The sequence below is a fragment of the Fictibacillus nanhaiensis genome (genome assembly GCF_049537595.1).
Taxonomy (GTDB): Bacteria; Bacillota; Bacilli; order Bacillales; family Fictibacillaceae; genus Fictibacillus; species Fictibacillus nanhaiensis_F.
This window is the reverse complement of sequence record NZ_JBMULM010000001.1, coordinates 477,515-503,886: the sequence shown is the minus strand read 5'-3', so window position 1 is coordinate 503,886 and position 26,372 is coordinate 477,515. Positions and strand designations below refer to the sequence as shown.

The 26,372-nt window shown below is 39.4% G+C and carries 28 protein-coding genes and 1 riboswitch; of the genes, 2 read left to right on the top strand and 26 right to left on the bottom strand.

What is annotated here, in order from left to right; translation table 11 throughout:
• Positions 1-14 precede the first annotated feature (14 nt).
• Complete coding sequence (locus ACOZ9X_RS02320; protein WP_423416860.1) at positions 15-1,178, top strand: tyrosine-type recombinase/integrase; 1,164 nt, start codon at positions 15-17, stop codon at positions 1,176-1,178.
• Between the two features lie 64 nt (positions 1,179-1,242).
• On the opposite strand, the gene sufB is transcribed toward ACOZ9X_RS02320, so the two are convergent.
• The 16 genes from sufB to ACOZ9X_RS02240 form a co-directional block, all read right to left on the bottom strand.
• Positions 1,243-2,640, bottom strand: coding sequence for a Fe-S cluster assembly protein SufB (sufB, locus tag ACOZ9X_RS02315; protein ID WP_137791777.1), 1,398 nt, complete (start codon positions 2,638-2,640; stop codon positions 1,243-1,245).
• Between the two features lie 54 nt (positions 2,641-2,694).
• Positions 2,695-3,141 carry a Fe-S cluster assembly sulfur transfer protein SufU gene (sufU, locus tag ACOZ9X_RS02310; protein ID WP_066397334.1) on the bottom strand — a complete coding sequence of 149 codons (447 nt, stop codon included), beginning with the start codon at positions 3,139-3,141 and terminating at the stop codon, positions 2,695-2,697.
• The gene (locus tag ACOZ9X_RS02305) at positions 3,131-4,351 is read right to left on the bottom strand and encodes a cysteine desulfurase (RefSeq protein WP_423416859.1); all 1,221 of its coding nucleotides are present in this window, start codon (positions 4,349-4,351) and stop codon (positions 3,131-3,133) included. The genes sufU and ACOZ9X_RS02305 overlap by 11 nt, the downstream gene beginning before the upstream one ends.
• Positions 4,351-5,649, bottom strand: a complete 1,299-nt coding sequence (gene sufD / locus ACOZ9X_RS02300) for a Fe-S cluster assembly protein SufD (protein ID WP_423416858.1) — start codon at positions 5,647-5,649, stop codon at positions 4,351-4,353. Before sufD ends, ACOZ9X_RS02305 begins: the two co-directional genes overlap by 1 nt.
• Positions 5,650-5,668: 19 nt before the next feature.
• Complete coding sequence (sufC, locus tag ACOZ9X_RS02295; RefSeq protein WP_137791773.1) at positions 5,669-6,454, bottom strand: Fe-S cluster assembly ATPase SufC; 786 nt, start codon at positions 6,452-6,454, stop codon at positions 5,669-5,671.
• Positions 6,455-6,695: 241 nt separating this feature from the next.
• Positions 6,696-6,836, bottom strand: coding sequence for a hypothetical protein (locus ACOZ9X_RS02290; RefSeq protein WP_186320635.1), 141 nt, complete (start codon positions 6,834-6,836; stop codon positions 6,696-6,698).
• Positions 6,837-7,111: 275 nt separating this feature from the next.
• Positions 7,112-7,492 (bottom strand): carboxymuconolactone decarboxylase family protein, encoded by a 381-nt coding sequence (locus tag ACOZ9X_RS02285; protein WP_423416857.1) that lies wholly within the window; start codon positions 7,490-7,492, stop codon positions 7,112-7,114.
• A gap of 249 nt (positions 7,493-7,741) precedes the next feature.
• Complete coding sequence (locus ACOZ9X_RS02280; RefSeq protein WP_423416856.1) at positions 7,742-8,560, bottom strand: MetQ/NlpA family ABC transporter substrate-binding protein; 819 nt, start codon at positions 8,558-8,560, stop codon at positions 7,742-7,744.
• Positions 8,561-8,589: 29 nt separating this feature from the next.
• A complete protein-coding gene (locus ACOZ9X_RS02275) occupies positions 8,590-9,258 on the bottom strand; it encodes a methionine ABC transporter permease (protein WP_137791770.1) in 669 nt (222 codons plus the stop codon).
• Positions 9,251-10,276 carry a methionine ABC transporter ATP-binding protein gene (locus ACOZ9X_RS02270; RefSeq protein WP_144698261.1) on the bottom strand — a complete coding sequence of 342 codons (1,026 nt, stop codon included), beginning with the start codon at positions 10,274-10,276 and terminating at the stop codon, positions 9,251-9,253. The genes ACOZ9X_RS02275 and ACOZ9X_RS02270 overlap by 8 nt, the downstream gene beginning before the upstream one ends.
• 287 nt (positions 10,277-10,563) lie before the next feature.
• Positions 10,564-10,694, bottom strand: a riboswitch (SAM riboswitch).
• A 79-nt stretch (positions 10,695-10,773) separates the two neighbouring features.
• Entirely contained in the window at positions 10,774-11,118 is a 345-nt protein-coding gene (locus tag ACOZ9X_RS02265; RefSeq protein WP_423416855.1) for a hypothetical protein, read from the bottom strand.
• A 120-nt stretch (positions 11,119-11,238) separates the two neighbouring features.
• On the bottom strand, positions 11,239-12,426 hold the full coding sequence (locus tag ACOZ9X_RS02260) for an anti-sigma-I factor RsgI family protein (protein ID WP_423416854.1): 1,188 nt from the start codon (positions 12,424-12,426) through the stop codon (positions 11,239-11,241).
• An 89-nt stretch (positions 12,427-12,515) separates the two neighbouring features.
• Positions 12,516-13,286 carry an RNA polymerase sigma-I factor gene (gene sigI, locus ACOZ9X_RS02255; RefSeq protein WP_423416853.1) on the bottom strand — a complete coding sequence of 257 codons (771 nt, stop codon included), beginning with the start codon at positions 13,284-13,286 and terminating at the stop codon, positions 12,516-12,518.
• 465 nt (positions 13,287-13,751) lie between these two features.
• Positions 13,752-14,093, bottom strand: coding sequence for a thioredoxin family protein (locus ACOZ9X_RS02250; protein ID WP_066397367.1), 342 nt, complete (start codon positions 14,091-14,093; stop codon positions 13,752-13,754).
• Between the two features lie 4 nt (positions 14,094-14,097).
• Positions 14,098-15,150: a PQQ-dependent sugar dehydrogenase gene (locus tag ACOZ9X_RS02245; protein WP_423416852.1), complete on the bottom strand. Its 1,053-nt coding sequence runs from the start codon at positions 15,148-15,150 to the stop codon at positions 14,098-14,100.
• A 3-nt stretch (positions 15,151-15,153) separates the two neighbouring features.
• The gene (locus tag ACOZ9X_RS02240) at positions 15,154-15,501 is read right to left on the bottom strand and encodes a toprim domain-containing protein (RefSeq protein ID WP_066397377.1); all 348 of its coding nucleotides are present in this window, start codon (positions 15,499-15,501) and stop codon (positions 15,154-15,156) included.
• 240 nt (positions 15,502-15,741) lie between these two features.
• On the opposite strand from ACOZ9X_RS02240, the gene ACOZ9X_RS02235 reads away from it, so the two are divergent.
• Entirely contained in the window at positions 15,742-16,062 is a 321-nt protein-coding gene (locus ACOZ9X_RS02235) for a general stress protein (protein WP_423416851.1), read from the top strand.
• 64 nt (positions 16,063-16,126) lie between these two features.
• Here the strand turns inward: ACOZ9X_RS02235 and ACOZ9X_RS02230 are convergent, their stop codons facing one another.
• The 10 genes from ACOZ9X_RS02230 to ACOZ9X_RS02185 all read right to left on the bottom strand — a co-directional run bounded on the left by ACOZ9X_RS02230 (position 16,127) and on the right by ACOZ9X_RS02185 (position 26,335).
• Positions 16,127-16,366, bottom strand: a complete 240-nt coding sequence (locus tag ACOZ9X_RS02230) for a YusG family protein (protein WP_066397384.1) — start codon at positions 16,364-16,366, stop codon at positions 16,127-16,129.
• A 62-nt stretch (positions 16,367-16,428) separates the two neighbouring features.
• Complete coding sequence (gene gcvH, locus ACOZ9X_RS02225; protein ID WP_066397386.1) at positions 16,429-16,815, bottom strand: glycine cleavage system protein GcvH; 387 nt, start codon at positions 16,813-16,815, stop codon at positions 16,429-16,431.
• 71 nt (positions 16,816-16,886) lie between these two features.
• The gene (locus ACOZ9X_RS02220; RefSeq protein ID WP_423416850.1) at positions 16,887-17,246 is read right to left on the bottom strand and encodes an arsenate reductase family protein; all 360 of its coding nucleotides are present in this window, start codon (positions 17,244-17,246) and stop codon (positions 16,887-16,889) included.
• A 640-nt stretch (positions 17,247-17,886) separates the two neighbouring features.
• Positions 17,887-19,671, bottom strand: coding sequence for an acyl-CoA dehydrogenase family protein (locus ACOZ9X_RS02215; RefSeq protein WP_423416849.1), 1,785 nt, complete (start codon positions 19,669-19,671; stop codon positions 17,887-17,889).
• Positions 19,672-19,686: 15 nt separating this feature from the next.
• Positions 19,687-20,868, bottom strand: coding sequence for an acetyl-CoA C-acetyltransferase (locus ACOZ9X_RS02210; RefSeq protein ID WP_191752162.1), 1,182 nt, complete (start codon positions 20,866-20,868; stop codon positions 19,687-19,689).
• Between the two features lie 15 nt (positions 20,869-20,883).
• Positions 20,884-23,280, bottom strand: coding sequence for a 3-hydroxyacyl-CoA dehydrogenase/enoyl-CoA hydratase family protein (locus ACOZ9X_RS02205; protein ID WP_423416848.1), 2,397 nt, complete (start codon positions 23,278-23,280; stop codon positions 20,884-20,886).
• A 378-nt stretch (positions 23,281-23,658) separates the two neighbouring features.
• Complete coding sequence (locus ACOZ9X_RS02200) at positions 23,659-24,576, bottom strand: proline dehydrogenase family protein (protein WP_423416847.1); 918 nt, start codon at positions 24,574-24,576, stop codon at positions 23,659-23,661.
• An 86-nt stretch (positions 24,577-24,662) separates the two neighbouring features.
• Positions 24,663-24,956: a hypothetical protein gene (locus tag ACOZ9X_RS02195; RefSeq protein ID WP_423416846.1), complete on the bottom strand. Its 294-nt coding sequence runs from the start codon at positions 24,954-24,956 to the stop codon at positions 24,663-24,665.
• A gap of 12 nt (positions 24,957-24,968) precedes the next feature.
• Positions 24,969-25,217, bottom strand: coding sequence for a YusU family protein (locus tag ACOZ9X_RS02190; RefSeq protein WP_423416845.1), 249 nt, complete (start codon positions 25,215-25,217; stop codon positions 24,969-24,971).
• A gap of 32 nt (positions 25,218-25,249) precedes the next feature.
• Complete coding sequence (locus ACOZ9X_RS02185) at positions 25,250-26,335, bottom strand: copper resistance D family protein (RefSeq protein WP_423416844.1); 1,086 nt, start codon at positions 26,333-26,335, stop codon at positions 25,250-25,252.
• Between the last annotated feature and the right edge of the window lie 37 nt (positions 26,336-26,372).

The following is a 26,372-nucleotide window of genomic DNA, read 5'->3' as shown; positions in this document are numbered from 1 at the left end:
TAGGAGGATTTTGCATGGCTAGTTTTAGAAAACATGAAAACGGGACATGGGAGTATCGAGTAAGATACAAAGATCGTAGTTCTCAGAAACATAAAGAAAAGTCAAAAAGAGGTTTTAAAACAAAGAAAGAAGCTCAATTAGCTGCAGCGAAAGTAGAAATGGATCTTGATTATTATGGTTTTTCAGAAGATGGAAATGAAATGGTGGACAAGTATTTTGAAAATTGGCTAGAAGTATATAAAAAGCCACACGTAAAGCCAATAACATATTCTCTCCAAGAGAGGAATGTTCGCTTAAATATTCTACCTAAATGGCAAGGATACAAGCTTAAAGAGATTGAGAGAACTGAATATCAAAGATGGATTAATACACTTAGAGAAACGTATACAGAAGGAACTGTTAGGCGTATTCATAGCATTATGAATAGTGCAATGAATGATGCGGTTCATGAATTTAGAATCATTAAAGAAAATCCTATTACCAGGATAAGTGTCCCTAAAGATAATCAAGATGATAAAGAAGTTAAGTTTTTCACCATTCATCAGTTAGAACACTTCTTAAGTAAAGTCAAAGCACCACAAAAAAATGCCAAGTATCAACATTCTATTCAATACTATGTATTATTCACATTGCTTGCTCGAACTGGTATACGGATCGGTGAAGCACTTGCATTAACCTGGGATGATATTGATCTAGATGGTAAGAAACTTAATATCAATAAAACTTTAGTTTATCCAACGAATTCGAAACCATATTTATCTACACCTAAATCTAAGAAAAGTAAACGTTCAATTGGTTTGGATGATCAAACCTTGCAGCTATTAAAAAAACATCGAATTAATCGAAGTGAAGTTTATTTAAGATATATGAATTATAAGAAAGCTGATACTAATATTGTCTTTCACCAACATGAGGGCCGTTGGTTAAGAACTAATGTTGTCAGAGAATATTTCAAAGAAATTTGCAAACGTATTAACCTTCCAGTATTATCACCACACGCATTAAGACACAGCCATGCAGTTCATTTGCTTGAGGCTGGCGCTAGTTTAAAATACGTTTCAGAACGTCTAGGGCACAGCAGCATAAAAACAACTGCTGACACATATCTCCATGTCACTCAAAAAGTTGAGGACCAAGCATTGGAGCTGTATCAGCAGTATACAAAAATGAATCTATAAAATTTGTGGGTGTTTTGTGGGTGTTACCCCATCAATATCAGATTAAACCCTAGTGTTATAGGGCTTAACCAATACTTCCTTCCATCTCGAACTTGATCAGGCGGTTCATCTCTACCGCATATTCCATCGGAAGTTCTTTCGTAAACGGCTCGATGAAGCCCATTACAATCATTTCCGTTGCTTCTTGTTCAGAAACACCACGGCTCATGAGGTAGAACAACTGATCTTCAGAAACCTTGGATACAGTTGCTTCATGCTCTAGAGTGATGTTGTTGTTAAGAATCTCATTGTACGGAATCGTATCTGAAGTGGATTGGTTATCCATGATCAGTGTATCACACTTGATGTTAGATTTAGATCCATCAGATTTACGTCCGAAGTGAGCGATACCACGGTATGTTACTTTACCGCCATGCTTAGAGATCGACTTCGAAACGATTGTAGAAGAACAGTCTGGTGCTAAGTGCAATACTTTTGCTCCAGCATCTTGGTGCTGGCCTTTACCAGCGATCGCGATAGAAAGGATCGTACCTTTCGCACCACGGCCTTTCATGATAACAGCCGGATATTTCATCGTTAGACGAGATCCGATGTTTCCATCTACCCATTCCATCGTTGCGTTCTCTTCAGCTACAGCACGCTTTGTAACAAGGTTGTAGATGTTGTTCGCCCAGTTTTGAATCGTTGTATAACGGCAGTAAGCGTTCTTTTTAACGATGATCTCTACAACCGCACTATGAAGTGAGTTTGTAGAATAAACGGGTGCTGTACATCCTTCTACATAGTGTACAGAGCTATCTTCATCTGCAATGATCAATGTACGCTCGAACTGACCCATGTTTTCAGAGTTGATTCGGAAGTATGCTTGAAGTGGAGTATCACATTTAACGCCTTTTGGTACGTAAATGAAAGATCCACCAGACCATACTGCAGAGTTTAGTGCTGAGAACTTATTATCAGTTGGCGGAATGATCGTGCCAAAATGCTCACGGAAGATCTCTTCGTGCTCTTTTAAAGCCGTATCCGTATCTGTGAAAAGAATACCCAAGTCAGAAAGGTCTTCTTTCATGTTGTGGTATACAACCTCTGATTCATACTGTGCAGATACACCTGCAAGGTATTTTTGTTCAGCTTCTGGAATTCCAAGCTTGTCAAAAGTCGCTTTAATTTCAGCAGGCACTTCATCCCAAGACTTTTCAGATTTCTCAGATGGCTTAACATAGTACGTAATATCATCAAAATTTAAGTCCTTCATGTCTCCGCCCCATTGAGGCATAGGCATCTTGTAGAACTGCTCTAATGACTTCAAACGGAATTCAAGCATCCACTCCGGCTCATTCTTCATGCGTGAGATCTCTTCTACGATCTCTTTTGTTAACCCACGCTTCGATCTGAAAATGGATACGTCTTTATCTCTAAAACCATATTTATATTCGCCGATATCCGGCATTTTCTTAGCCATTACAGAATCCCTCCTTACTGGATTGGCACTCTTTAAATCATTATCAAAAGGAACTTATTCTTCCTCTTCCTCATCTTTTCCTACCCCTTGCTCCATCGCCTTCCACGCAAGTGTGGCACATTTGATGCGAGCTGGGAACTTGGAAACGCCAGAAAGAGCTTCGATGTCACCTAGATCATAGGATTCATCATCATAGTCGTTCCCTAACATCATATCATAAAAAATCTTTGCAAGCTTTACAGCATCTTCGACAGGAAGACCTTTAACAGCCTGTGTCATCATAGAAGCTGATGCTAAACTGATCGAACACCCTTCACCGTCGAACTTAGCCGATTCGATCTTTCCATCTTCTACTTTTAAAGTGAGCTGGATGCGATCGCCGCATGTCGGGTTGTTCATATTGATCGTCAGGGCATTATCCTCAATAACCCCTTTATTGCGTGGGTTTTTGTAATGATCCATGATGACCTGACGATATAGCTGATCTAAATTAGAAGACATGACCGAAATACTCCTTTGCTGTTGTTAAGCCTTTAAGAAAAGCATCGATGTCATCTTCAGTGTTATACAGGTAGAAGCTAGCACGCGCTGTAGCTGTAACATCTAACCATTTCATGAGGGGCTGTGCACAGTGATGTCCTGCACGAACAGCAATTCCCTCAGAATCTAGAACGGTAGCTACATCATGCGGATGAACATCATCTAAGTTGAACGTTACAAGTCCTGCTCGTTCTTTAGGACCAAAAATCGTAACACCATCTAACTCTGAAAGACGCTCCATCGCATAATTAGCAAGTACATGTTCATGTTTTAACACATTATCAAGACCTACTTCTTCTAGGAAATCAATCGCAGCACCTAGACCGATCGCACCTGCGATGATTGGTGTACCACCCTCAAACTTCCAAGGCAGCTCTTTCCACGTTGATTCTTGAAGTCCTACAAAATCAATCATCTCTCCACCGAACTCAACAGGATCCATCTTGTTTAGGAGTGCTTTTTTTCCATAGAGCACGCCGATGCCTGTAGGTCCACACATTTTATGTGCTGAAAAGGCAAAGAAATCACAATCGAGATCTTGAACGTCTACTTTCATGTGAGGAGCGCTCTGTGCGCCATCCACTACCATTACAGCTCCGTTCTTATGTGCGATCGCTGCGATCTCTTTGATCGGGTTGATCGTTCCTAATACGTTCGATACCTGCATAACTGAGACAATCTTAGTATGCTCTGTAACTGTATTTTCAACATCCACAAGATCAATCGTGCCGTCAGGCTGTAAAGGAATGTACTTAAGCGTTGCACCAGTGGTTTGCGCCACTTGCTGCCATGGAATAATGTTGCTGTGATGCTCCATTGGAGTAATCACAATCTCATCACCTTCTGAAAGGTTAGCCATACCATAGCTTCTTGCTACCGTATTGATCGCTGTTGTTGTACCACGTGTAAAGATAATCTCCTGAGTGGATTTAGCACCGATAAAACGGCGTACCTTTTCACGTGCTCCTTCATAACCATCTGTAGCACGAGTTCCAAGTGTATGAACACCACGGTGAACATTCGAGTTGTACTCTTTATAATACTTATCTAAAGCTTCAATTACTTGTATAGGTTTTTGTGAAGTGGCTGCACTGTCAAGGTAAACGAGAGGTTTGCCGTTAACTTCCTGATCCAGGATAGGAAACAGCTTTCTCCATTCGTTTGCACTCATTAGCGCACTTTCCTTTCAATAACCTCGACTAAACGATTTTTAACAGATTCTAAAGGCATCTGACTAACTACTGGTGCTAAGAATCCATGAATGATCAAACGTTCAGCTTCAGCTTTTGAAATACCACGGCTCATCAGATAGAACATTTGAAGAGGGTCGATTCTTCCTACTGAAGCAGCATGACCTGCTGTAACATCATCTTCATCGATTAAAAGAATCGGGTTCGCATCACCACGTGCTTTTTCACTTAACATGAGTACACGTTCTGTTTGCTCACCATGAGACTTTGTTGCGCCGTGCTCAATTTTTGTAATACCGTTAAAAATAGAGCTCGCATTATCTTTCATTACCCCATGAGTAAGGATATAACCTTCAGAATGTTTTCCGTGGTTAAAGATTTGAGCTACGAAGTTTTGCTTTTGATCACCGCGGCCGATTGTAACTGTCTTAGTATCTGTAAAAGATCCATCACCGATCAAGTGAGTTGTGTTGTCAGAAACCGTATTTCCGTCGTTAAACTGACCAAGCGCCCACTCGATGCGAGCATCTTTCTCAGCACGGCCTCTGCGGTTTACGTATGTTGTCATTCCTTTTGCAAGGTTATCTACAGCACCGTAAACGACTTTTGCACCACTTCCAGCAAACACTTCAGAAACGATGTTTGCTACTGAGTCTGTAGAAACGTTCGTTGATAAGTAGTTTTCTACATATGTTACTGAGCTGTTATCTTCTGCAGCAACGATAACGTGGTTGAAGATCGCTGCTTCATCGTCTTGATAATAAACAGCCTGAATAGGAGCAGAAAGTTCAACGTTCTTTGGAACATAAAGAAATGCTCCATTAACGAAAAGTGCTGCATGAAGTGCTGGTAAACGGTTCTCATCAACCGCAACAGCTTTCATAAAGTACTTTTTCACTAGATCTTCATGCTCTTTTGCAGCTGTTAAAAGGTCTGTGTAAATTACACCTTGACCCTTTACAGACTCTTCAAGTGCAAAATAAACTGGTGTTCCATTATGGATAACAAGAACATTTTTCGCTTCTTCTTCAGAACCGATCAATGCCTTAACATCTTCAGGAAGTTCATTGAACGCAACAGGAGTGCCAGTTGCTTCATGTTTGAATTCTGTAAAGTTCCATTTATCGATCTTAGTTTTGTCCGGTTTAGGCATCGGAAGCTCTTGAGCTAATTCCAATGCTTGCAAACGAAGGTCCTGCAGCCAAGCGGGTTCCTGTCTGCTGTTTGAAAAACCGGTTACGTAGTCCTTATCAAATCTTAGGCTCGTATCAACTGACATGTATAGTCCCCCTTAATGCTTACGCTTCTTGACCAACAGTTTCGTCTTTAATTCCTAGTTCTTCTTTAATCCAGTCGTACCCTTCAGCTTCTAGACGTTGAGCTAATTCAGGACCGCCAGATTTCACAATACGTCCTTGCATCATCACGTGTACTTTATCAGGTGTGATGTAGTTCAATAGACGCTGGTAGTGAGTGATGATTAAGCAACCGAAATCAGGGTTGCGCATTTCGTTAACACCTTTTGCAACAACTTTAAGAGCATCAATATCAAGTCCTGAATCGATTTCATCAAGGATAGCTAATTTAGGCTCAAGCATCATCATTTGAAGGATTTCGTTACGCTTCTTTTCTCCACCAGAGAATCCTTCATTTAAGTAACGGTGAGCGAACGCATTGTCCATCTCAAGGTGATCCATCTTTTTATCTAACTCACGGATAAATTTCATTAGAGAAATTTCGTCGCCTTCTTCACGTTTTGCGTTAATCGCAGAACGTAGGAAATCAGCGTTCGTAATACCGCTTACTTCTGAAGGGTACTGCATAGCTAAGAAAAGACCAGCTTGCGCACGCTCATCAACTTCCATATCTAAAAGATCTTCTCCGTTGAACGTAACTTTACCAGAAGTTACTTCATATTTCGGGTGTCCCATTAACGCTGCGGAAAGAGTAGACTTTCCTGTTCCGTTAGGTCCCATGATCGCATGGATTTCTCCACCGTTTATTTCGAGATCTAAACCTTTAATAATCTCTTTATCTTCAATAGATACACGAAGATCTTCAATCTTTAAATTAGGTGCTGACATAATACAACCTCCATTAAGAAATCATTCTTAAGATTTTGATAAAAGGCACAAAATAGCCATTCTCAATTTATTCTCATTCTAATCTTATAACAAATGAAATGTATGTTCAAGGGAACGAGCTGTTTACTTTTCCATTGTTGTCATAATATCTGTTCATCAGTCTTCTTATTTGAAAAAAGGCTGACTCATGAGGCGGTAAACCACCTTATGAATCAGCCTTTTGTAATTTTAAGTTCATATGTTACGGCGTATGATTTCTATTTGCATCTGCCGCTATTTCTAATCCTTTTTTGTATTCCTTATCTCGGACCTTCTCAACGTCTAACCTTTTTTCCAAATCCCTCTCATACTCTGCAAAACCACAGCCATGTGACTGGTGCATTGCTTTTTCCATCTCGGACGTATGTTTTACTTTAATGGGGTGGATAATGAATCAATCCTTTCAAAGTTAAAGTTATTTACTAATGTTAGCGTATCAGCAACACATATTTTGCTCAATCTGTTATCGTAGTGAAATCACCCTGCATACACGTGCATAATGATTTTTATTGAAAACAGCTGTGACGTTCAATGTTATTCTGCTAAATGCGCTACATTACTTCCATTACCTTTTAGGACGATTTCAAAACATGAAAAGTGTGGAAATTAGACATTGCATTAATGACGAGGATTATTTAATTCCTTAATACATTCTTGAACGAGGGTCACACCTTGACTCATAGCAGCTCCACCACCAAATGCAGCAGAAACTCCTACAGCCTCAAGAATTTCATTTTCTGAACACCCTTGATCTAAACATCCTTTTGTATGGTAGATGATGCAGTACTCATCTTGCGAATAGATGCTGATGCCTAATGCGATCAACTGCTTATACTTCTCTGAGATCTCACCTTCTTTAAAACAATGACGGGTAAATTCATTAAAAGCATGGGTAAGTTCAGGCATGTTCTCATTATATTTCCCTAAACCTTCTTTATAGCGAATTAAGTGATATTGCGTTGAATTCGATCCTGGTAGCGGCTGCTCTTCTTGTTTCATTTCATTCACTCCTGTCAAAATAGTAAACAGGTTTAGTATGAGTTATTCATAAGCCGGTTATGTAATAAACATTCGTAAGTTTTTGTCGAAAAGCCTATAAATGATTTTGAAGGACTAAAAAAATTTTATAGGTCTATAAATCAAGTTCAAGGGCTTATAAATGGAACCGCAGGGTCTATAAGTTAGTTTGAAGGACTATAAAGAAAAAAAGAACTGACTTTAACATCAAAGTCAGTTCTCTATAGAAAGTTATTTCGTTACCGGTACTACTGCACCTTCATATTTCTTCTTGATGAAATCTTGAATCTCTTTAGAACGAAGAACTTCTACTAGCGCTTTAACAGATTTCTTGTCTTTATCTCCTTCACGCACCGCGATGATGTTTACGAATGGAGAGTCAGAGCCTTCTAATGCGATCGCATCTTTTTGAGGGTTTAATCCAGCATCGATCGCGTAGTTTGTGTTGATTAGAACCGCATCGCCTTCACCGTTCTTATATGCTTTTGGAAGCATTCCTGCATCAACGTCTGCTTTAAATTTAAGCTTCTTAGGATTTTCAACAACGTCTTTAATCTGTGCCTCTGCTCCATCGCCTTCTTTCACTTTGATCAAGCCTTCTTTTTCAAGTAAGCCAAGCATACGGCCGTGATCAGCTACAGAGTTAGACATGATGATCGTTGCGCCTTCAGGCAGTTCATCCAGTGATTTGTATTTTTTGGAATAGACACCGATCGGCTCAAGGTGGATGCCACCCGCGTTCTCGAATTTGTAACCATGATCTTTCATTTGAGACTCTAGATATGGAACGTGCTGAAAGTAGTTCGCACCGATTTCTTTTTCGTCTAAAGATTTGTTTGGCAATACATAATCTTGGAACGTTTTAATCTCAAGTTCAATACCTTTTTCTTTCAAAAGAGGTTTTGCTTCTTCTAAAATCTCAGCATGTGGTACGTTCGATGCACCTACTACGATTTTCTCGTCGCTGATTCCACCTTCTGTTTTGTTCCCACAAGCAGCAAGTGCTGCAACAAGAACGGTTAATACAAGAACAGATAATACTTTTTTCATATGAACTTCCTCCTTGTTGTCAAAAACAATTATCTTTTATCTAACGAAGTTGTAATTCGATCACCGATCCACTGGATGACGAAGACGATAACTAAGATGAGTGCTGTTGAAATCAACGTAACATCCGCGTTGTCTCTTTGGTAACCTTCCATGTAAGCCAAGTTTCCTAAGCCGCCAGCACCAACAACTCCAGCCATTGCCGTATAACTTACTAGTGCGATCGCAGTAACAGTGATTCCTGAAACAAGAGCCGGTGTGCTTTCTGGAATTAGAACTTTAAATATGATCTGAGCATTTGTAGCACCCATTGATTTGGCCGCTTCAATAACCCCTTTATTAATCTCTCTCAAAGCAATCTCTACCATACGTGCATAAAATGGTGCAGCACCTACGATTAGAGCCGGAAGCGCAGCTTCAGCGCCTAACATCGTTCCTACAATCAAGCGTGTGAATGGAATCAATAAGATGATTAAGATAATAAACGGAATCGAACGAAATACGTTAACGATTATGGCAATAACACTATTTAAAAACTTATTTCCCCACAGGTTTCCAGGAGACGTTAAGAATAACGCCAAACCAAGAGCAAGCCCTAGAAAAAATGTAATGACCACTGAGATAGCAGACATATACAATGTTTCTTTTGTCGCTTCTAATAGAACGTCCCACTGTACGTTTGGGAACCATGTACTAAGCATTATGAATCACCTCTACTTCAACCTGGACACTGTTTAAGAACTCCATAGCACGAGCTAGTGCAGATTCTGTACCTTTTATTTGAATAAACAACGTCCCGTATGGTCCATTCTGAGTTTGTGTAATCTTTCCTTGAAGAATATTAACATCCACTTCATACTTACGAATCAGTTCCGTAATTAATGGTTGACCAGCTCGTCCACCGATAAAAGTCAGCTGAACGATTCGTCCTTCAGGAAATTCAGAAATAAATTGTTTAATCGTATCTACTGTTTCTTCAGGCTCTGTTACTTGTTTCACAAAATCCTTCGTGATTGGTTCTGTCGGATTTTTGAAGACATTTAGTACATCGCCTTCTTCTACGACTCTCCCTTGCTCCATTACAGCAACACGGTGACAAATTTTTCTGATCACATGCATCTCATGTGTAATAAGAACGATTGTCAGATCTAACTTTTGATTGATCTCAACAAGCAGATCCAGGATGCTGTCGGTTGTTTTAGGGTCTAGTGCTGAAGTTGCTTCATCACATAAAAGTACTTTTGGCTCATTAGCAAGAGCACGCGCAATACCTACACGCTGCTTTTGCCCACCACTTAGCTGTGACGGATAGGAACCACCACGACCTTCTAATCCAACAAGGTCAATCAACTCATCAACGCGTTGTTTGATCTTAGCTTTTGGATAACCCGCGATTTCAAGAGGAAACGCAATGTTTTCTCTAACTGTACGAGACCATAACAAGTTAAAGTGCTGAAAGATCATAGATATTTCTTGTCTTGCCTCTCTTAATTTTTTCGGTGACAGTTCAGACATGTTTTTGCCGCCGATCGTTACCGTACCGCTAGTCGGACGTTCTAGCATGTTAAGGATTCGGATAAGTGTACTTTTACCCGCACCACTGTAACCGATGATTCCGTATATTTCTCCTTGCTTTATGTTTAAATCTACCGTATCAACAGCCTTTACTTCACCATCTTTGGTTTGAAAGACTTTACGGACTGACTGTAAATTAATCAAGTTTCTTACCTCATTTCTTGTATAAAATAATGCTTTCTTTCAGTAATCAGAGTTGTTTTTGAAAGTGGCTGATTTCCGTTTCAGGATGCTCGCTTTCGGGGGGCGTGCGGTGAGCCACACTGTGCTTCGCTCTTTAGGTGTCTCACCTGTCCCGCCTTACACTACAATCAGCTTTTCAAAGATGATGTAGAGAATACCCAAAAGGAATTCTTTTAAAAACAACCAAACAAAAAATGCCTCTCTGCTTCAATATGAGCAGAAAGGCATATTATATTCTATGCACGTTCTCCTCATCTCCCAAGACTACTTAGAGCCTTGCAGGAATTGGCACCTTTCTAGTTCATCATTCATAAGAATGCAATGATCTAGCGGTTGCCGGGTTTCATAGGGCCAGTCCCTCCACCTCTCGTGATAAGTAAAAAAGTGTTACTTTATTAAGTTAAAGCGATGCATATTTGAATCACTGTGAAGAATATTATCATCCTTGTCGATTCGTGTCAAATATTTTTAACAGTTCGAACTAATACGCCCGCAGAGATCTCTTCCCAATGGGAACTCAAGTAAAAAATGGCTTCCCATTTTAAGCGTTGTCTCAGAGTTCCTTGAAACTCGATCATCTCTTGCCTCAATAATGTGCTCAGCTTCATTTTCCCTTCAAGCAACATGGATAGATATTTCGGATTCCCTGTAAACGTAACTGTTCTGTTCCTCTCCCCTTCTCTATATTCAATTTTCAGCGTGGTCTCGTCATTACACTTAAAGCTAGGCTTAACAGGAATATTATAAAGAGAAAGATATGGACTTTTGGCGATTTGACTTTCGAAGTAACGAATATCCAACATTAAAAATCCCCCCGAATTGGTTGTTACTTCACCGATTCTAGAGGAATATTCATATACCTTTATAAACCCTTCGACAGCCACAAGAAATCGTAATCGTTTTTACGACAGGTTATTTCATAATTAGTGTTTATGTTTCTTTTCTTGCTTCTCATGTTCATTCTTAGAATGTCTTTGATCATCTTTTTTCGTTTCGTTTCTGTTATTTTGCTTGTTGTGATTCTTATCCTGTTGTTTGTTTTCTTTTCTATGTTCTTTTGGTTGTTTAAAATTCTTATCGTTTTTTTGGGATCTCACTGGATCCTTCATCATTTTAGGTTTTACTTTTTTCTCTTTTTGTTGCTTATGTTCATTTTTGTTATTAGGCTTGATGTTTTTAGTACGTTCTTCTCCATTTCGTTTTTCATTCGTATTTTTTTGAGGTTTAACAGGATTTTCTTGGAACTCTTTAACCGAACGTTGTTTAGTTTCTTTTTTTATGCGCACATCAGAAGACATTTCTTTGACTTCATGTGGTGCAGCCTTAATTTTACGTGGATGTGGAACAGATTTAATATCTTTAGAAGAAGTGGCATTTACCTTAAGTTCTTGAAATTTCACTTCTTTAATCTTTTCTTCTTTAAGTTTTTTGTCGTTCTTCGTTGCTTCTTGAAAAGCTGTATATTTACCTGATGATACGCCTAGTTGTTTAGCTTTTTTTCGAACTTCATGGTTCGTTTCAGAAACAGTAATGGCTACAGGATACTGAACGACAGCCTTCTTCACAATAGTGTTCAGCGCCTGATCTAATTCCTGCTTTGTCTTCTTATCACTCGATTTATCAGAAACTGTAGTGATCAACATCGATTGATTTTCTTCCATATACCCTTCTGTTTGGTAAGCTTTTATGAGTTGATCCGCAAATACTTCGAACGGCAAAAGGTCGTCAGTAGAAAAATTATATTTCTTTATGATCTGTTTTGCTTCATCGTTAAAAGCATCCATTTCAACAACTCTCATTTCGTCGTCAACGCCAACCTCAAGGCTTGGGTTGATATCAAAGCTAACATATGCAGCCGCAACGGAATGGCTGCTATTCGGCATGAGACCTGAAAGAAAAAGAAAAGCGATTAAAGCTGCGACTGAAAACGAAATTGATGGCAGCACAAAAAGACTTCTTTTTTTGTTTTTAAAATAAGAAGCCTGATACTCATTACCTACAAGAGGTCTTTTTCCTGCTGGTACTCTTACTGTAACGAAGGTTCCGTCCTTCATAAGAAGAGTTGCTTTTTTATTCTGAACTTCAATAACGATGCCGCTGCCGTTCTTCAATGATATCCCTCCCGCATGTAGCAGGATCAGTATAAATTACCGGCAAGAGAACATCGCATTCCCTTGCCGGTAATCTTAATTACCTCACCTTATGGCTGAATGTATGATTTCAGCGCTTGAAAATCGCCTAAATATATAAGTGAAACTGCTATTATATACTTTCGATTTCTCTCTATGGTTTTACGACTACAGGATACCATATTTAATAAATCTTTTATTGGTAATTGCTTTTTTTCTTTTAAAAACGCGGCAAGTTCTTCGTTCTCAGCTAAAAGACGAGCGATCTCTTTCGCATTTTCACGTGCATCTACATGTTTTGGACAGTGCTTACTTAGGACTTTAAAGTTTAATCCGAAAGTCTTTAATAACTTTTGGTACTCTTCGATCTCATAAACACGATTCTCTACTTGAATCTGGTCTTCGAAATGATCCATTGCAGCTTTTTGCTCTGCATAACTTTCTTCTAAACGGCCTTCTTCATCTTCTTCATCAGGTTGTAAAAAGATCAGTCGGTTCTGGCGGACTTCTTTACGGATATAATCGATGACTCTGCGTCGAATAACCATATCAGCGAAAGACAAGAAACGGCTTCCTTGGCCTTCTTGGTATTGGTCTATCGCTTCGTTAAAGGCAAAAAGACCTACACTAAACTCGTCCATCGTACGATCTATATATTGACTGCAAACTTTCGATGTTACTTTTTTAATGAATGGTTGGTAATCACCAATAAGTTCATTTCTAAGTTTCTCATCGTCTCTTGCTTGGATCCTTAGAACTTTATCTTCTATGCTCGTTAATTTATTGCTCGATAATTTATTTTTTGCAATCGGGAATACTGCATTTAAATTTAAAGATGCCATGATTATCAATCACCTCAGTTAAAAAATTGCTTTGCCTTTTGTTTCGTTTATTAGTGAATCGTATATTTTTATTTTAAAAATAAAATCATTCTTATTTACCACAATAAGCTAGGGAGCAAACATGCAAACAAGCTCTCCTATTCATTTATACCATGACTTTTGACATTTGTAGGATACAGTTCTATAACAATATTACAACGTCCGTAACATTTGTGACGTTATCGTTAAAGTACTGAATTGGCAAAACAAACTGATAATTACTCTATAACCCTTGAAAACCCCTCTATTAACGTTATTAGCGTTATTTTAAAATAAAAAAACACATCCTTCAATATTACAAAAGGACGTGTTAACGACATTAAATTCCCATATTTTTCTTAAGGTTTAACCCCCGAAAAAGATAATTTTTTGTAGAATTAGGCGATGAATTAAAAAATGTGGGGTGTATCCCACATTTTTTCATCCTTAATATTCCTTTTCTACTAGTTTTAACATGGCTTTATATATATTCCCCGCAGATTGAAGCGCATAAATACGATCGATTGCAATTCCTCTAGAAAGAATGAGTAAGCAGGGTACACTAGTTATGCCATATTTGGCAGCAAGTTCCGGCATCTCATTAATATTGCTTACACCTACGGCTATATTTTCGTCTTTTTGAACGCGTATCGTTTCGACTGCAACCTCAAACATCTTCTTTCCCATCTTACAAGTCCCACAAAGCGGAGTCTCAAGATACAAAAAATATGGATGTTGTAGCGATTGTTCAATAACGGTTTCCCAATTTTTTCGAGTGATTTCTTTCATGGTATTACTCCATTACTTTTTCTAGTGATACATTTAGCAACACATCGTCATCGCTTGATGGCTGCCCTCTTCCATCTTTGTTGTTCGTTACAACAAACATCTTGTTATCCACTATAAGAATATCACGAATGCGTCCTTCATTGGAAACAATTGAGGTTATCTTTTTAGATGAAATGCTAACCTTCTTTACACTTTCCCCTCTTAGAGCTGCCACATACAGATACCCGTTTTTATAGTCGATGCCAGAAGGTGCCCATGTATCATTACCAGAGTGGATCCAAGGTGATTCTAATCCATCCCTTTTCTCATCCCCTCGAACAAGTGGCCATCCGTAATTTTTACCCGGCTTAATTTTATTGATCTCATCATGATTAGATGATCCATGTTCCGCAGCAAACATGGTACCTTTATTATCCCATGTCATTCCTTGTGGGTTTCTATGCCCATATGTATAGATGGGAGAAGGATAGAATGGATTATCTTTTGGAACAGAACCCTCCTTATTTATTCTTAGAATTTTTCCAGCCAGGCTTTTCAAACTTTGAGAGAGATCTTCTTCTCCACTATCCCCCGTTGTTATATACAGCTTTTTATCTGGTCCCCACTCCATCCTACCTCCATTATGTGTGTATCCACCGGGAATACCATCAAGAAGGACTCTACTTTCTTTCCATTCATCATTCTCAAAGCGCATCTCAACGACTCGATTTACTAAACGACCCGATTTTTCGTACGTATAATACCCATAAGCTTTTTTATTGCTGCCGTAATTTGGGTCTAAAAGAAAGCCAAGAAAACCTCCTTCCCCATCATCAGCCAATGCTTCTGAAAATTTTGGGGAATAAGAGGTCTTTTTTTGTTTCGGCCCTAATAAAACAAGCCCCCCGGTTCGTTCACTGATCCACATTTGTTTTGGGGTGCTGTTTATCTGCCAAGGAATATTTAAATTTTTACTTATGATCTCTTTTGAAGACGGACTTACTTCGTCTTTATTTGAAGGATTACAACCACTTATTAAGCAAAAGGCAGTTATAAGACTGTACCAATTCTTTTTCATGGCTTATCCTAAACAATTCTTTTGAATATTAAAATGTGCACCTACCAATACCTTTGCGAGGTACATCAGAGGTGTTTTTGCAACTTCTCTGTACATCTTATTAATATATAAATGCTCCGCATTCGGTAATTCACGTTGCAGTTGCTTTCTTAGTTTATGACCAGCATCATCAGCATCGACCAGGATATAAACATCTCGATCTTCAATGGCCAATGCCAGCTCTTCTAATTTATCCAGACCTAACGTTCCATTCGTACAAATAATTTCAACCGGTTCATCCAGGATTGCGGCTAACTTATCCTTATCTGATTTACCTTCGACAATGATTACTTTGTTTTTGATTTCATTCATTACTCATCTCTCCTATACTTTGAAGACTATAAAATGAATGCATCGCTTAGATTATATATTTGCTTTATTTTATTAAAATCCTGCAAGAGATGTTCTTTATTACTATACCCCTTTTTCCTATTTTCCTACCTATTTGTATTTGATGTATGCGTTTTGTACTAATTATCCTTAAACGCGTTTGACATCCTGTTAATAAAGGGAATTTAGGTGTCATAAAACGAATATTGGAGGAGTCATCACATGGCAAAAACGGAACCAAAAATGAGCCGAGCTGATGCAGGCAGATTAGGTGGAGAGAAAACATCCAAATCACGCGGAAAAGAATTCTATCAACAGATTGGAAAAAAGGGCGGTACCACCACATCAAAAAAACATAGCACGACTTTCTTCCAGGAAATCGGAAGAAAAGGCGGCAGCTCTACCTCTAACACACACAATAAGACGTTTTATCAGGAAATCGGAAAAAAAGGTGGCACCGCTACTTCCCAAAAACAAGATAAAAGTTTCTATCAGAAGATCGGATCAAAAGGCGGAAGTGCTGAACGAAACAAACTAAACTAAATTAAATGTAAAAAGAGGATGACTGCCAAGGTATCTCTTTGACATCATCCTCATTGTGCTGAAATTAGCACCAACCTTTATCACATTCATCCACATATTTTGATGGATTTGGTAATTCTACAGGCTTTTCACGTTTATAAATCTTGTCAGCATCAAATTCAAAACCCTCAGCCATCTCATACATGTTTCCTTGATTTGTAAAGCGAATCTGACCAATCTCATCTTTATCTAAGTAAAGAGACATAGATCCGCCTTTCATTTTGCCAAAAACTCGCGATGTAACATCTCGTCTATCTTGGTTCATAAAAAAATCCCTCCAAAAAAGAATAGCTGTATGTCTATTCTTTCCTGAAGAGATTGATTTCATTAATCTTCTTTGATTAATTCTTCGTACTGTTCAGCAGTCATTAACTTTTCAACCTCAGAAGCATCTGAAAGTTCTACAACAACCATCCAAGCTTTTTCATATGGAGACTCGTTAACAAGTTCAGGGCTATCATCAAGGTCTGCATTTACTTCTACAACTTTTCCAGAGACAGGCGCATATAATTCAGAAACAGTCTTAACCGATTCTACACTTCCGAAAGGCTCGTCCGCAGTAAGTTCGTCCCCTACTTCAGGAAGTTCAACGAACACGATATCTCCTAGTTCGTCTTGCGCAAATGCTGTGATACCGATACGAACTTTATTGCCTTCTTCTGTTTTAGTCCACTCGTGCTCTTCTGAATAGCGTAATTCTTTTGGAAATTCCATGTGTAATCCCTCCAGCTTTTCTTGGTTTTATAATAACTACAATAATTGATTTATTATAGTCAGTAACAATGTTATTTTTTCCACGTGTTTTCGTACTGCTCTTCTTTAAATCCTACTGTAACTTCTTTGCCGTTTGTTGCGATCGGCCTTTTGATCAGCATGCCATCACTGGCTAAGATTTCAAGCAGCTCTTCTTCTGTTGCTGTTTTCATCTTCTCTTTCATACCCAACTCACGATACTTCATGCCGCTCGTATTAAAGAATTTTTTGATCTCTAGACCACTAAGATTGATCAGTTTCTTCAATTCATCAGCAGAAGGCGGGTTCTCCACGATATGTATAGGCTCAAAGGCTACATCATTTTCTTTTAGCCACTTTTTTGCTTTTTGGCAAGTTGAGCATTTTGGATATTCATACACTTTCAGTAGCATTATATCACCCCTTCTCATAGTACCACAAACTAGTGTTACCAATAAAACAAGAAATTCTGCACGGTGGTAATTTGTTTGACCAGGATGTTAAAAACGAGATCCCGTTTTAGGTTGCTTCCTTTTATGGGTCAAGGGTATAATCAGACCTGGCAATTGTCGAGGATTGTAGACTCGCGGATAAACTGCCAAAACTTTTGGATTGGGAGCTAAAACTCGTGGATAAACTATCTAAATTTGTGGATAGAAGGCGTTTATTTATGGATTCATTTTTCAGAATACCGCTACATACCCCATTAGGTATCATCCCCAATCCGTTTTGGCACCTGAAACTGCACCTTATTTGGGCATTTTTTAGATGTCTGCAACCGAAAATCCCTGTGTTAACTCCTTTTTTCACGATTATTACTTCCTAACCTCATTTTTATTATCTTCTGTGACAGTTGAATTGAGCTCGAGGCACGAGAATCCTGCAGGAGAGGCTCGCGGCTGATGGCTCACCGCCTGATCTACTTTAAAGCGAGCGCCTCGAACGGAAATCAACAATACAAGCTTGTTATTATACAAAAAAAAAGCCCTCCTACAAAATGCAGGAGGGAAAGATAAGATATTTTGAAGGTTAGCGTAAATAAATACAGATCAATTAAACGATATAGCGTTCTTCTTCAAGAAGCTGAACCGCAAGTTCACGCTTCTTCTTAATCACATTAATAGGGGTATGGCGTGTCAGTTTCTTTAACGCGGACAACATCATGCGAAGCATGTCGCCCTCTTCCACAGCAATGATGGATTCTTTTGCGTGAGCTTCAATGCGGTTGAACGCTTCTTGACAATACACTTCTGTGTATAGAAGTTTTTGTTTTGCCTTTTCAGCTCCAGATCTTTCGATTGCTTTTTCTGTACGTAAGAGAACAGATTCCATGTTGTACACTTCGCTGATGATATCTGCCAAGTTTGATAATACTTCTTGCTCTTGCTCTAACTTAGGACCAAACTTTTGAACCGTTAATCCTGCTGTCATCAAGAAAATCTTCTTAGCCATAGACACTAGATATTTTTCCTGATCCAAGCTTTCCGTACCTACTTCTACAGGCATTAACATCATAAGCTCTTGTTGAAGCTGAGTAGCTTTTTGAATAAGTGGCAACTCGTTCTTCATCGCTTTTTTCACAAGCGTCCCTGGAACTAATAAGCGGTTGATCTCGTTCGTTCCTTCAAAGATTCGATTGATACGAGAATCGCGGTATGCACCCTCGATCTCATATTCAGACATGAAGCCGTATCCACCATGGATTTGAACGCCTTCGTCTACTACATAGTCCAACACTTCTGAAGCTGATACTTTGTTCAGTGAACATTCAATCGCATACTCTGCGATCGCTTTTGCTAATTCACGGCCATCTTTTTGTTTTTCTTCAGATAGAGCGCCTAAGCGATTTTCAAAAAGACCTACTGTTCGGTACACAGAACTTTCAGCTGCATACGTTTGAACAGCCATGTTCGCAAGTTTTTCTTGAATAAGGCTGAAAGAACTGATCTTACGTTTGAACTGTTGACGCTCGTTCGCGTATTTTACAGAAACTTCAAATGCGCGTTTTGCAGCTCCTACACATCCTAATGCGAGCTTGTAACGGCCGATGTTCAGAATGTTAAAGGCGATCAGATGCCCTTTTCCTGCTTCCCATAGAAGGTTTTCCTTTGGAACTTCTACATCTTCTAGGATGAGAGTACGCGTCGAAGAACTCTTGATTCCCATCTTCTTCTCTTCTGGTCCTGTGGAAACGCCTTTATAATCTCTTTCAACAATGAATGCTGTGAACTGTTCACCATCGATCTTTGCATATACTACGAAAACATCAGCGAATGCAGAGTTTGTGATCCACTGCTTCTCACCGTTTAATACGTAGTGAGTGCCTTCAGCATTCAGCTTTGCTGTCGTTCTTGCACCTAGTGCATCAGATCCAGAACCCGGCTCAGTTAATGCGTAAGCTGCGATCTTTTCACCAGTTGCAAGTTCAGGCAAGTATTTTTTCTTTTGCTCTTCGTTACCAAAAAGAACGATAGGAAGTGAGCCGATTCCTACATGCGCTCCGTAACTGATTGAGAAACCGCGCCCGCGAGCGAATTTTTCTGTGATAAGTGAAGAAGAAATCTTATCTAGCCCTAAGCCGCCATACTCTTCAGGTACATCTGCTCCTAGTAGACCTAGCTCTCCCGCTTTTGTTAATAACTTTCTGGAAACGGTAAAATCATGATCTTCCATCTTCTCAAGTTGAGGTACAACTTCTTTCACAACGAAATCTTCCGTTGTTTTTGCGATCATCAAGTGTTCTTCTGAAAAATCCTCAGGTGTATAGATATCTGATGCGGAAATGTCTTCTATTAAAAAGCTTCCACCAATGATTTGTTTTTCTGCTGTATTCGACATGCTTTCTCCTCCTCTTTATCCTACTAGTTCAAATACGCCTGCTGCTCCCATTCCACCGCCGATACACATCGTTACAACTCCGAACTGTTCGTTACGACGCTTCATCTCGTGTAAAAGAGTTAATGTAAGTTTTGTTCCAGAACAACCTAGCGGATGACCAAGTGCAATCGCACCGCCATTCACGTTTACTTTGTCTTCGGGAAGGTTCAGTTCACGAATGACTTGAACGCTCTGAGAAGCGAATGCCTCATTCAACTCGAACAAGCCGATATCTGAAAGTTCTAGCCCTGCCATTTTCAATGCTTTCGGAATAGCTGCTACAGGACCGACTCCCATGATATCTGGAGCTACCCCAGCTACTGCAAAAGAACGGAATTTTAATAATGGTGTTAAACCTTCTGCTTCTGCTTTTTCTCTGTTCATCACAAGGACCGTTGCTGCACCATCACTTGTTTGCGATGAGTTCCCTGCTGTTACAGAACCAGTCGGTGTGAATGCCGGACGAAGTTTACTGAGCACATCTACGGTTGTTCCAGCACGGACACCTTCATCAACAGACACAGCAATCTCTTTTTCAACTAGCTTCGATTGTTCATCTAACCAGCGTTTCATAACATGTACAGGAACGATCTCGTCGTTAAATTTACCTTCCTTAATCGCTGCTGCTGCTTTCTGATGACTTCTTACAGCAAATTCGTCTTGATCTTGTCTTGAGATACCGAAGCGTCTCGCTACTTCTTCTGCTGTATGACCCATTCCCATGTAATATTGCGGCACCGTTTCAACTAAGTAAGGGTTAGGCTTTACAACATGACCTACTACAGGAACAAGACTCATGGATTCAGCTCCGCCTGCAAGAATGGCTTCGGCTGCACCGAGCATGATTTTTTCTGCACCATACGCAATACTCTGCAAACCAGATGAACAAAAACGGTTGATCGTAATCGCTGGTACAGTTTCAGGTAAACCTGCTCTAGCACCGATCAAACGAGCCATGTTCATCCCTTGTTCTGCTTCAGGAACAGCACATCCGATGATCAAATCATCAATCTCTCCGTTATAATCACCTGCGCGTTTCAACGTTTCTTTAATGGTTACCGCTGCTAGTTCGTCTGGTCTCATATGTGCAAAAGAACCTTTTTTCGCTTTACCAACCGCTGTTCTAGCACCTGCTACTATTACTGCCTCTTTTAACATTGAGTTCTTCCCCCCTTAGTTTCTTAGCGGCTTGCCTTTTACAAGCATGTGCTGCATTCTTGCCTGGCTTTTCGGTTCTCCAGCTAGACTTAGGAATGCTTCTCTCTCCAAATCTAGTAGGTATTGTTCGTCTACCAATGTTCCTTCTGGCACTCTACCACCAGCTAATACAAAGGCTAATTTTTTAGCAATTTTCAGATCATGCTCTGAAATGTATTGACTGAATTGCATCGTTTGAGCACCTAGTGCAAGGGTTGCGTATCCTGCTTCACCAACCACTGGAATCTTCTTTCTTACAGGCGGTGTATAACCAAGGCTTTCTAACGCAAGCACTTGTGTCTTCGCATCATGTAATAGATGGTCACCGTTTACGGAGATGCTGTCTTCTTTTCGTAAGAACCCTAGCTTGCGTGCTTCTTGAGCCGAAGTTGAAACTTTAGCCATCGCAATCGTTTCAAAAGCTTGGTTCGCAACCTTTTGCAGATCTCCCTTAGCTCCTTCTGGCAGCTGTTCTAATAAACGAAGATAAAGCTCTTTGTTTCCGCCTCCGCCTGGAATCAAACCCACTCCCGTTTCAACAAGACCCATGTACGTTTCAGATGACATTTGAAGTCTAGCAGCAGGAAGTGATACTTCAACTCCGCCACCTAGCGTCATTCCGAAGTTAGCTGCAACGACAGGTTTTGCACTATAGCGAACTCTTGCCATCGCTTGCTGGAATTGACGAACCATCATATCGAGTTCAAAGAAATTATCATCTTGTGCTTCCATGAGGATAAGCATCAAGTTGGCACCAACACAGAAGTTCTTACCTTGGTTACCAATCACTAGTCCTTTGTAATTCTTTTCAACTTCATCGATCGCCTGATGAAGCATCATGATTATTTCAGGTCCGATCGCATTGTTTGGAGAATTAAACTCAAGGCCCGCAACATCATCACCAAGATCGATCAGTGTTGCTCCGCCATTCTTTGTGATCACATTGCCTTTTTCTTTTAAACGGCTTAAATGAACAACTTTTTTGTTCTCTTCCACAGGAAGATAGCTTCCGTGGTGATAGTAAGAGCGATCCCCTTCTGTTTTTGTATAGAACGAGTTCTTCTCGGATTGAAGAAGTTCTTCTACCCAACCAGGAATTGTCTCTCCTTCAGATTTCATTCGTTCTACAGATTCAGGTACGCCGATCGCATCCCAGATTTCAAATGGACCATGCTCCCATCCGAATCCCCATTTCATCGCTTGATCGATCGCAACAAGGTCATCAGCAATCTCATAACATTTTTCTGCAGAATATAATAGAACTGGCTTAATAATGTCCCATAACAATTTTCCTGCGCGATCATCACTATATAAAAGCGCTTTCACTTTTTGGTTTGTTGTCTTCATCTGTTTAGCAGCTTCGAGTGTAGCTGTTTTCATTTTGGAACGTGGTTTATATTCTAACGTAGCAGGATCGAGCTCTAAGATCTCACTGCCTGCCTTACTTCTTTGTTTCAGATAGAAGCCTTGACCTGTCTTGCTCCCAGTCCAGCCTTTGTCCACCATTTCATTTAAGAAATCCGGGATCTCAAACACTTCTTTTTCTTTTCCATCAACTTGCTCATAAACATTTCTAGCAACATGAAGGAAAGTATCCAGACCGACAACATCAAGCGTTCTAAACGTTGCAGATTTTGGACGGCCGATTAATGGACCCGTAACAGAGTCTACTTCACCGACACTGTAACCTTGTTTCATCATCTCTTGCATCGTGATCATTAATCCATATGTTCCGATGCGGTTCGCGATAAAGTTAGGGGTATCTTTTGCTTCAACTACACCTTTACCGAGCACGTTCTCACCAAAGTTGCGCATGAATTGAACAACTTCTGGTTTCGTGTCCTCTGTAGGGATGATTTCAAGAAGCTTTAAGTATCGTGGTGGATTGAAAAAGTGAGTTCCTAAAAAGTTTGCTCTAAAATCTTCAGAACGTCCTTCTGCCATTGCACAAATCGAGATGCCTGATGTATTTGAAGTAATGATGCTTCCAGGTTTTCTATATTGATCTACTTTTTCAAAAAGTTTTTGTTTCACATCTAGGCGTTCAACAACTACCTCAATGATCCAGTCTACATCTTTTAATTTTTCAAGATCATCGGTAAGGTTACCGATTGAGATTAATTCGAGATTTTCTTTCACGGCAAGTGGAGCCGGCTTTTGCTTTAATAGTTTTTGTGTAGCAGATAGAGTGAATTTGTTGCGGAATGCAGGATGATCTTCAGTGATCCCCTTTGCTTTTTCCTCTTCACTTAAAGAAGGCGGTACAATATCCAATAGTAATGTTGGTATTCCCACGTTTGCTAGATGAGCGGCTATGCCTGATCCCATTACGCCAGAACCCAGTACTGCAGCTTTACGGATTTCACGAGACAAGATGGTCTTCCTCCTTTATTGAATGAATACTCATTCATTTTTTATCCATAAAAAAATTTGTTACCCTATATCCAATATAAAATATATTCTGAATTTTAGCAATAGTTGAGGTTTTTTTCTTTTGTAAACTTTCATTTTCCATCTTATGCAGGATTGTTTATTTAAGGATCGCCGCCAAAGTTCTTCCTTTAAAAAGGCTGCTTTTCGTATTCATTGTTACTGCTTTTGAAAGTAGTCGATTTCCGTTCCAGATGCTGACGGCGAGCGGTGGGCCACTTCATTCAACAGTCAAAGAAGAAATAAAGCAACAACCTCTAGAAAACAGCCTATAAAAAAAGGAACCTGTTATTAAAACAGACTCCTCTTGCTTACTACTATTTATTTTCCAAACACACCTTTTAATACGAACACAACGTTTGCCGGACGTTCAGCAAGACGTCTCATAAAATACCCGTACCAGTCGTTTCCGTATGGTACATAGATTCGCATCTTGTAGCCTTCTTGCATCAGCTGATCCTGACGTTCTACACGAATTCCGTACAACATCTGAAACTCGAACTGATCATAAGGAATGTTGTGTTTTTCCACTAAATCTTTTGTATATTGGATGATCTCATCATCGTGTGTTGCAATCGCGGTATAGTTCCCGTTCAAAAGATGAGTTTCGATCAGCTTTTTAAAGTTATTATCTACATCGCTCTTTTCTGGATATGCGACAGTTTGCGGCTCTTTGTATGCACCTTTAACTAATCGTAGGTTCGGATGATATTCATCTAACGATTGAACATCTTCTAGTGAGCGATACAAATAAGCTTGGATAACTGTTGAGATGTTATCATATTCACTTTTTAGCATCTTGAAGATTTTAAGCGTTTTTTCACAACGAGAATAGTCTTCCATATCGATCGTGATGAAAACATTATGTTTGGTTGCTGCATCCATGATTTTTCTCATGTTGCTCAACACGAGTTCGTCACTGATGTCTAGTCCCATGGAAGTCATTTTTAGAGAAAGCTGTGAATCCAGCTTTTCCTTACTGATTGCTTTAATGGCATCTATACAATGCTGAGTCATTTCGGCTGCTTCGCGTTCGTTATCGACAAACTCACCAAGATGATCGATCGTAACTGGCATTCCTTTTTCGTTCAAACGTTTGATAGCAGAAATAGAACTTTCAAGTGTTGCACCTGCTACAAAACGACCTGCTCCGAAACGTAGACCGTATCTTTTAGCAAGGTTGGTTAACGATTTATTTTTAGCAAGAAATAAGAAAAAATTGCGCATAAGTTGTTCCAATCCAATTACCCCCTAATACCCTTAAAATATAAAATAAGATTGGTTAAATTCTCTCTATGATGTAACCGCTTTAAATATATCATTTTTTATGCGAATATTGTCGATTTTGCAATATTAAAAATATTTTTCATATGAAAAGTTGTTGAATCATGGTTTACTGAGACAGTTAAACTGTTGTTTACGGTACGTGTTTTTATATTTCTTACACGTTCACCGGTAAATGACCGAGACTCACCGATACAAGAGCTAGTTTCACTAATCACACCTCTTTTTCCACCTGAAAACGTCTTCTCACCACCTGGAATCATCTTCCTATCACCGATAATAGCAGAAACGGCAAAGCTTACAATAAAAAAAGACAGTCTATATGACTGCCCCATGTTATATCTTATTTATTTCTGTTCATTTCGGTGCCTTTCATTCAATTCTTTAATCTCTTGAACAAGATTTTTCATGGCATCCTTAGCATCTGGGTACTCTTCGTTCCAATGCTTTACTAATGGGGGCATACTTTTAGCGATAAACGAATAAAGAGCATACGCCTTCACCATTTCTTTATGCTCTGAATCTGAAGTTCCCAAAAGAAGTTCAGCGTATTTCTCTATTAAACCATCCAGCTGCTGCTGTAATTTATCATCCACGGTTAAATACCCCCTAGATTATTTTAGAACACTTAAAGTGATACGGAAGACATGATAGCTAAATAAATGGTGCTAGCCGCTAGGATTGAAGCGACGACTGCAAGTATCATACTTTTGCCTCGCTTTATCGTGACAAATATAGATAATACAAGTACTAGAGCAAATACTAGCCAAACGAGACTCATCATCGAGAAGCTAAATGAAAGCATCGGATTATCGCCTGGAATTAAACCAGTGAAAAAAGTAAACAGCTTAGATGGGTCCTCCATCTTTAACGTATCCGCTACATCATGAGGTGGAGTTTGCTGAGTCATCAACGCTGTTGCTACAAAAGCGAGAAACAAAAAGATTCCTTCTGTTTTTATCCATTTGTTAAGCGCTAATCCAGTCGTACCTTCCTTTAATCTTTTCTTAAGCCAGATTCCGTTGATAAGGCTATAAATCACGATGATGAATAATAGAACATGTTTGATCAACAATGCTTGTCCATAGTCTAACAAATAGCTGTTCACATATTGAGGAACGATATAGTTCATTAACCACAAGCCCGCACCGATCACAGTGACTAAGCAGCCCACAGCCAATGGCGTGAACCATCTATAGAACGAAAGGCTCGGTCCCTCCCCTTTGCTGAAATAACCACTTACAAGAAGCACCCCTGACCATGTGATTACAGCTATAAAATGCAACGAGTGTGCTAAGAATCCTAACGATTCTAGGCTTGCTGCATGGCTCGCATAACCAACGGATATTCCCATGCCCGCTGTCAAAAAGACAGCTAATCCGGCAAAGAATCGATCTTCTTTTATATCATTAAATAAAACCATGAAGAACAAAAGAACAGAAATTCCGGTTAAGAAAAGCCAACCCTTTCCTACTTCAAAACTAAAAACGATATTTTGGAACGTCATCCAATATCCGAAATCTTCTCCAAGATGCATCGTAAGTCTAATAAGCTCTCCAATCCCAAATACTGGTATGAAAACTATTAAAAGTAGGATGAGCTTTTTGGAAATAAAGATTTCCGGACGGCTTTCTCGTGGAACTGAATATAAGATAAACGCACCCATTAACAAGGCAAAACAAACATATAACATGGCTTTAGCGACAATAAACATGAAATGAGCTCCTTCATAACGATCTAAGCTTTATTGT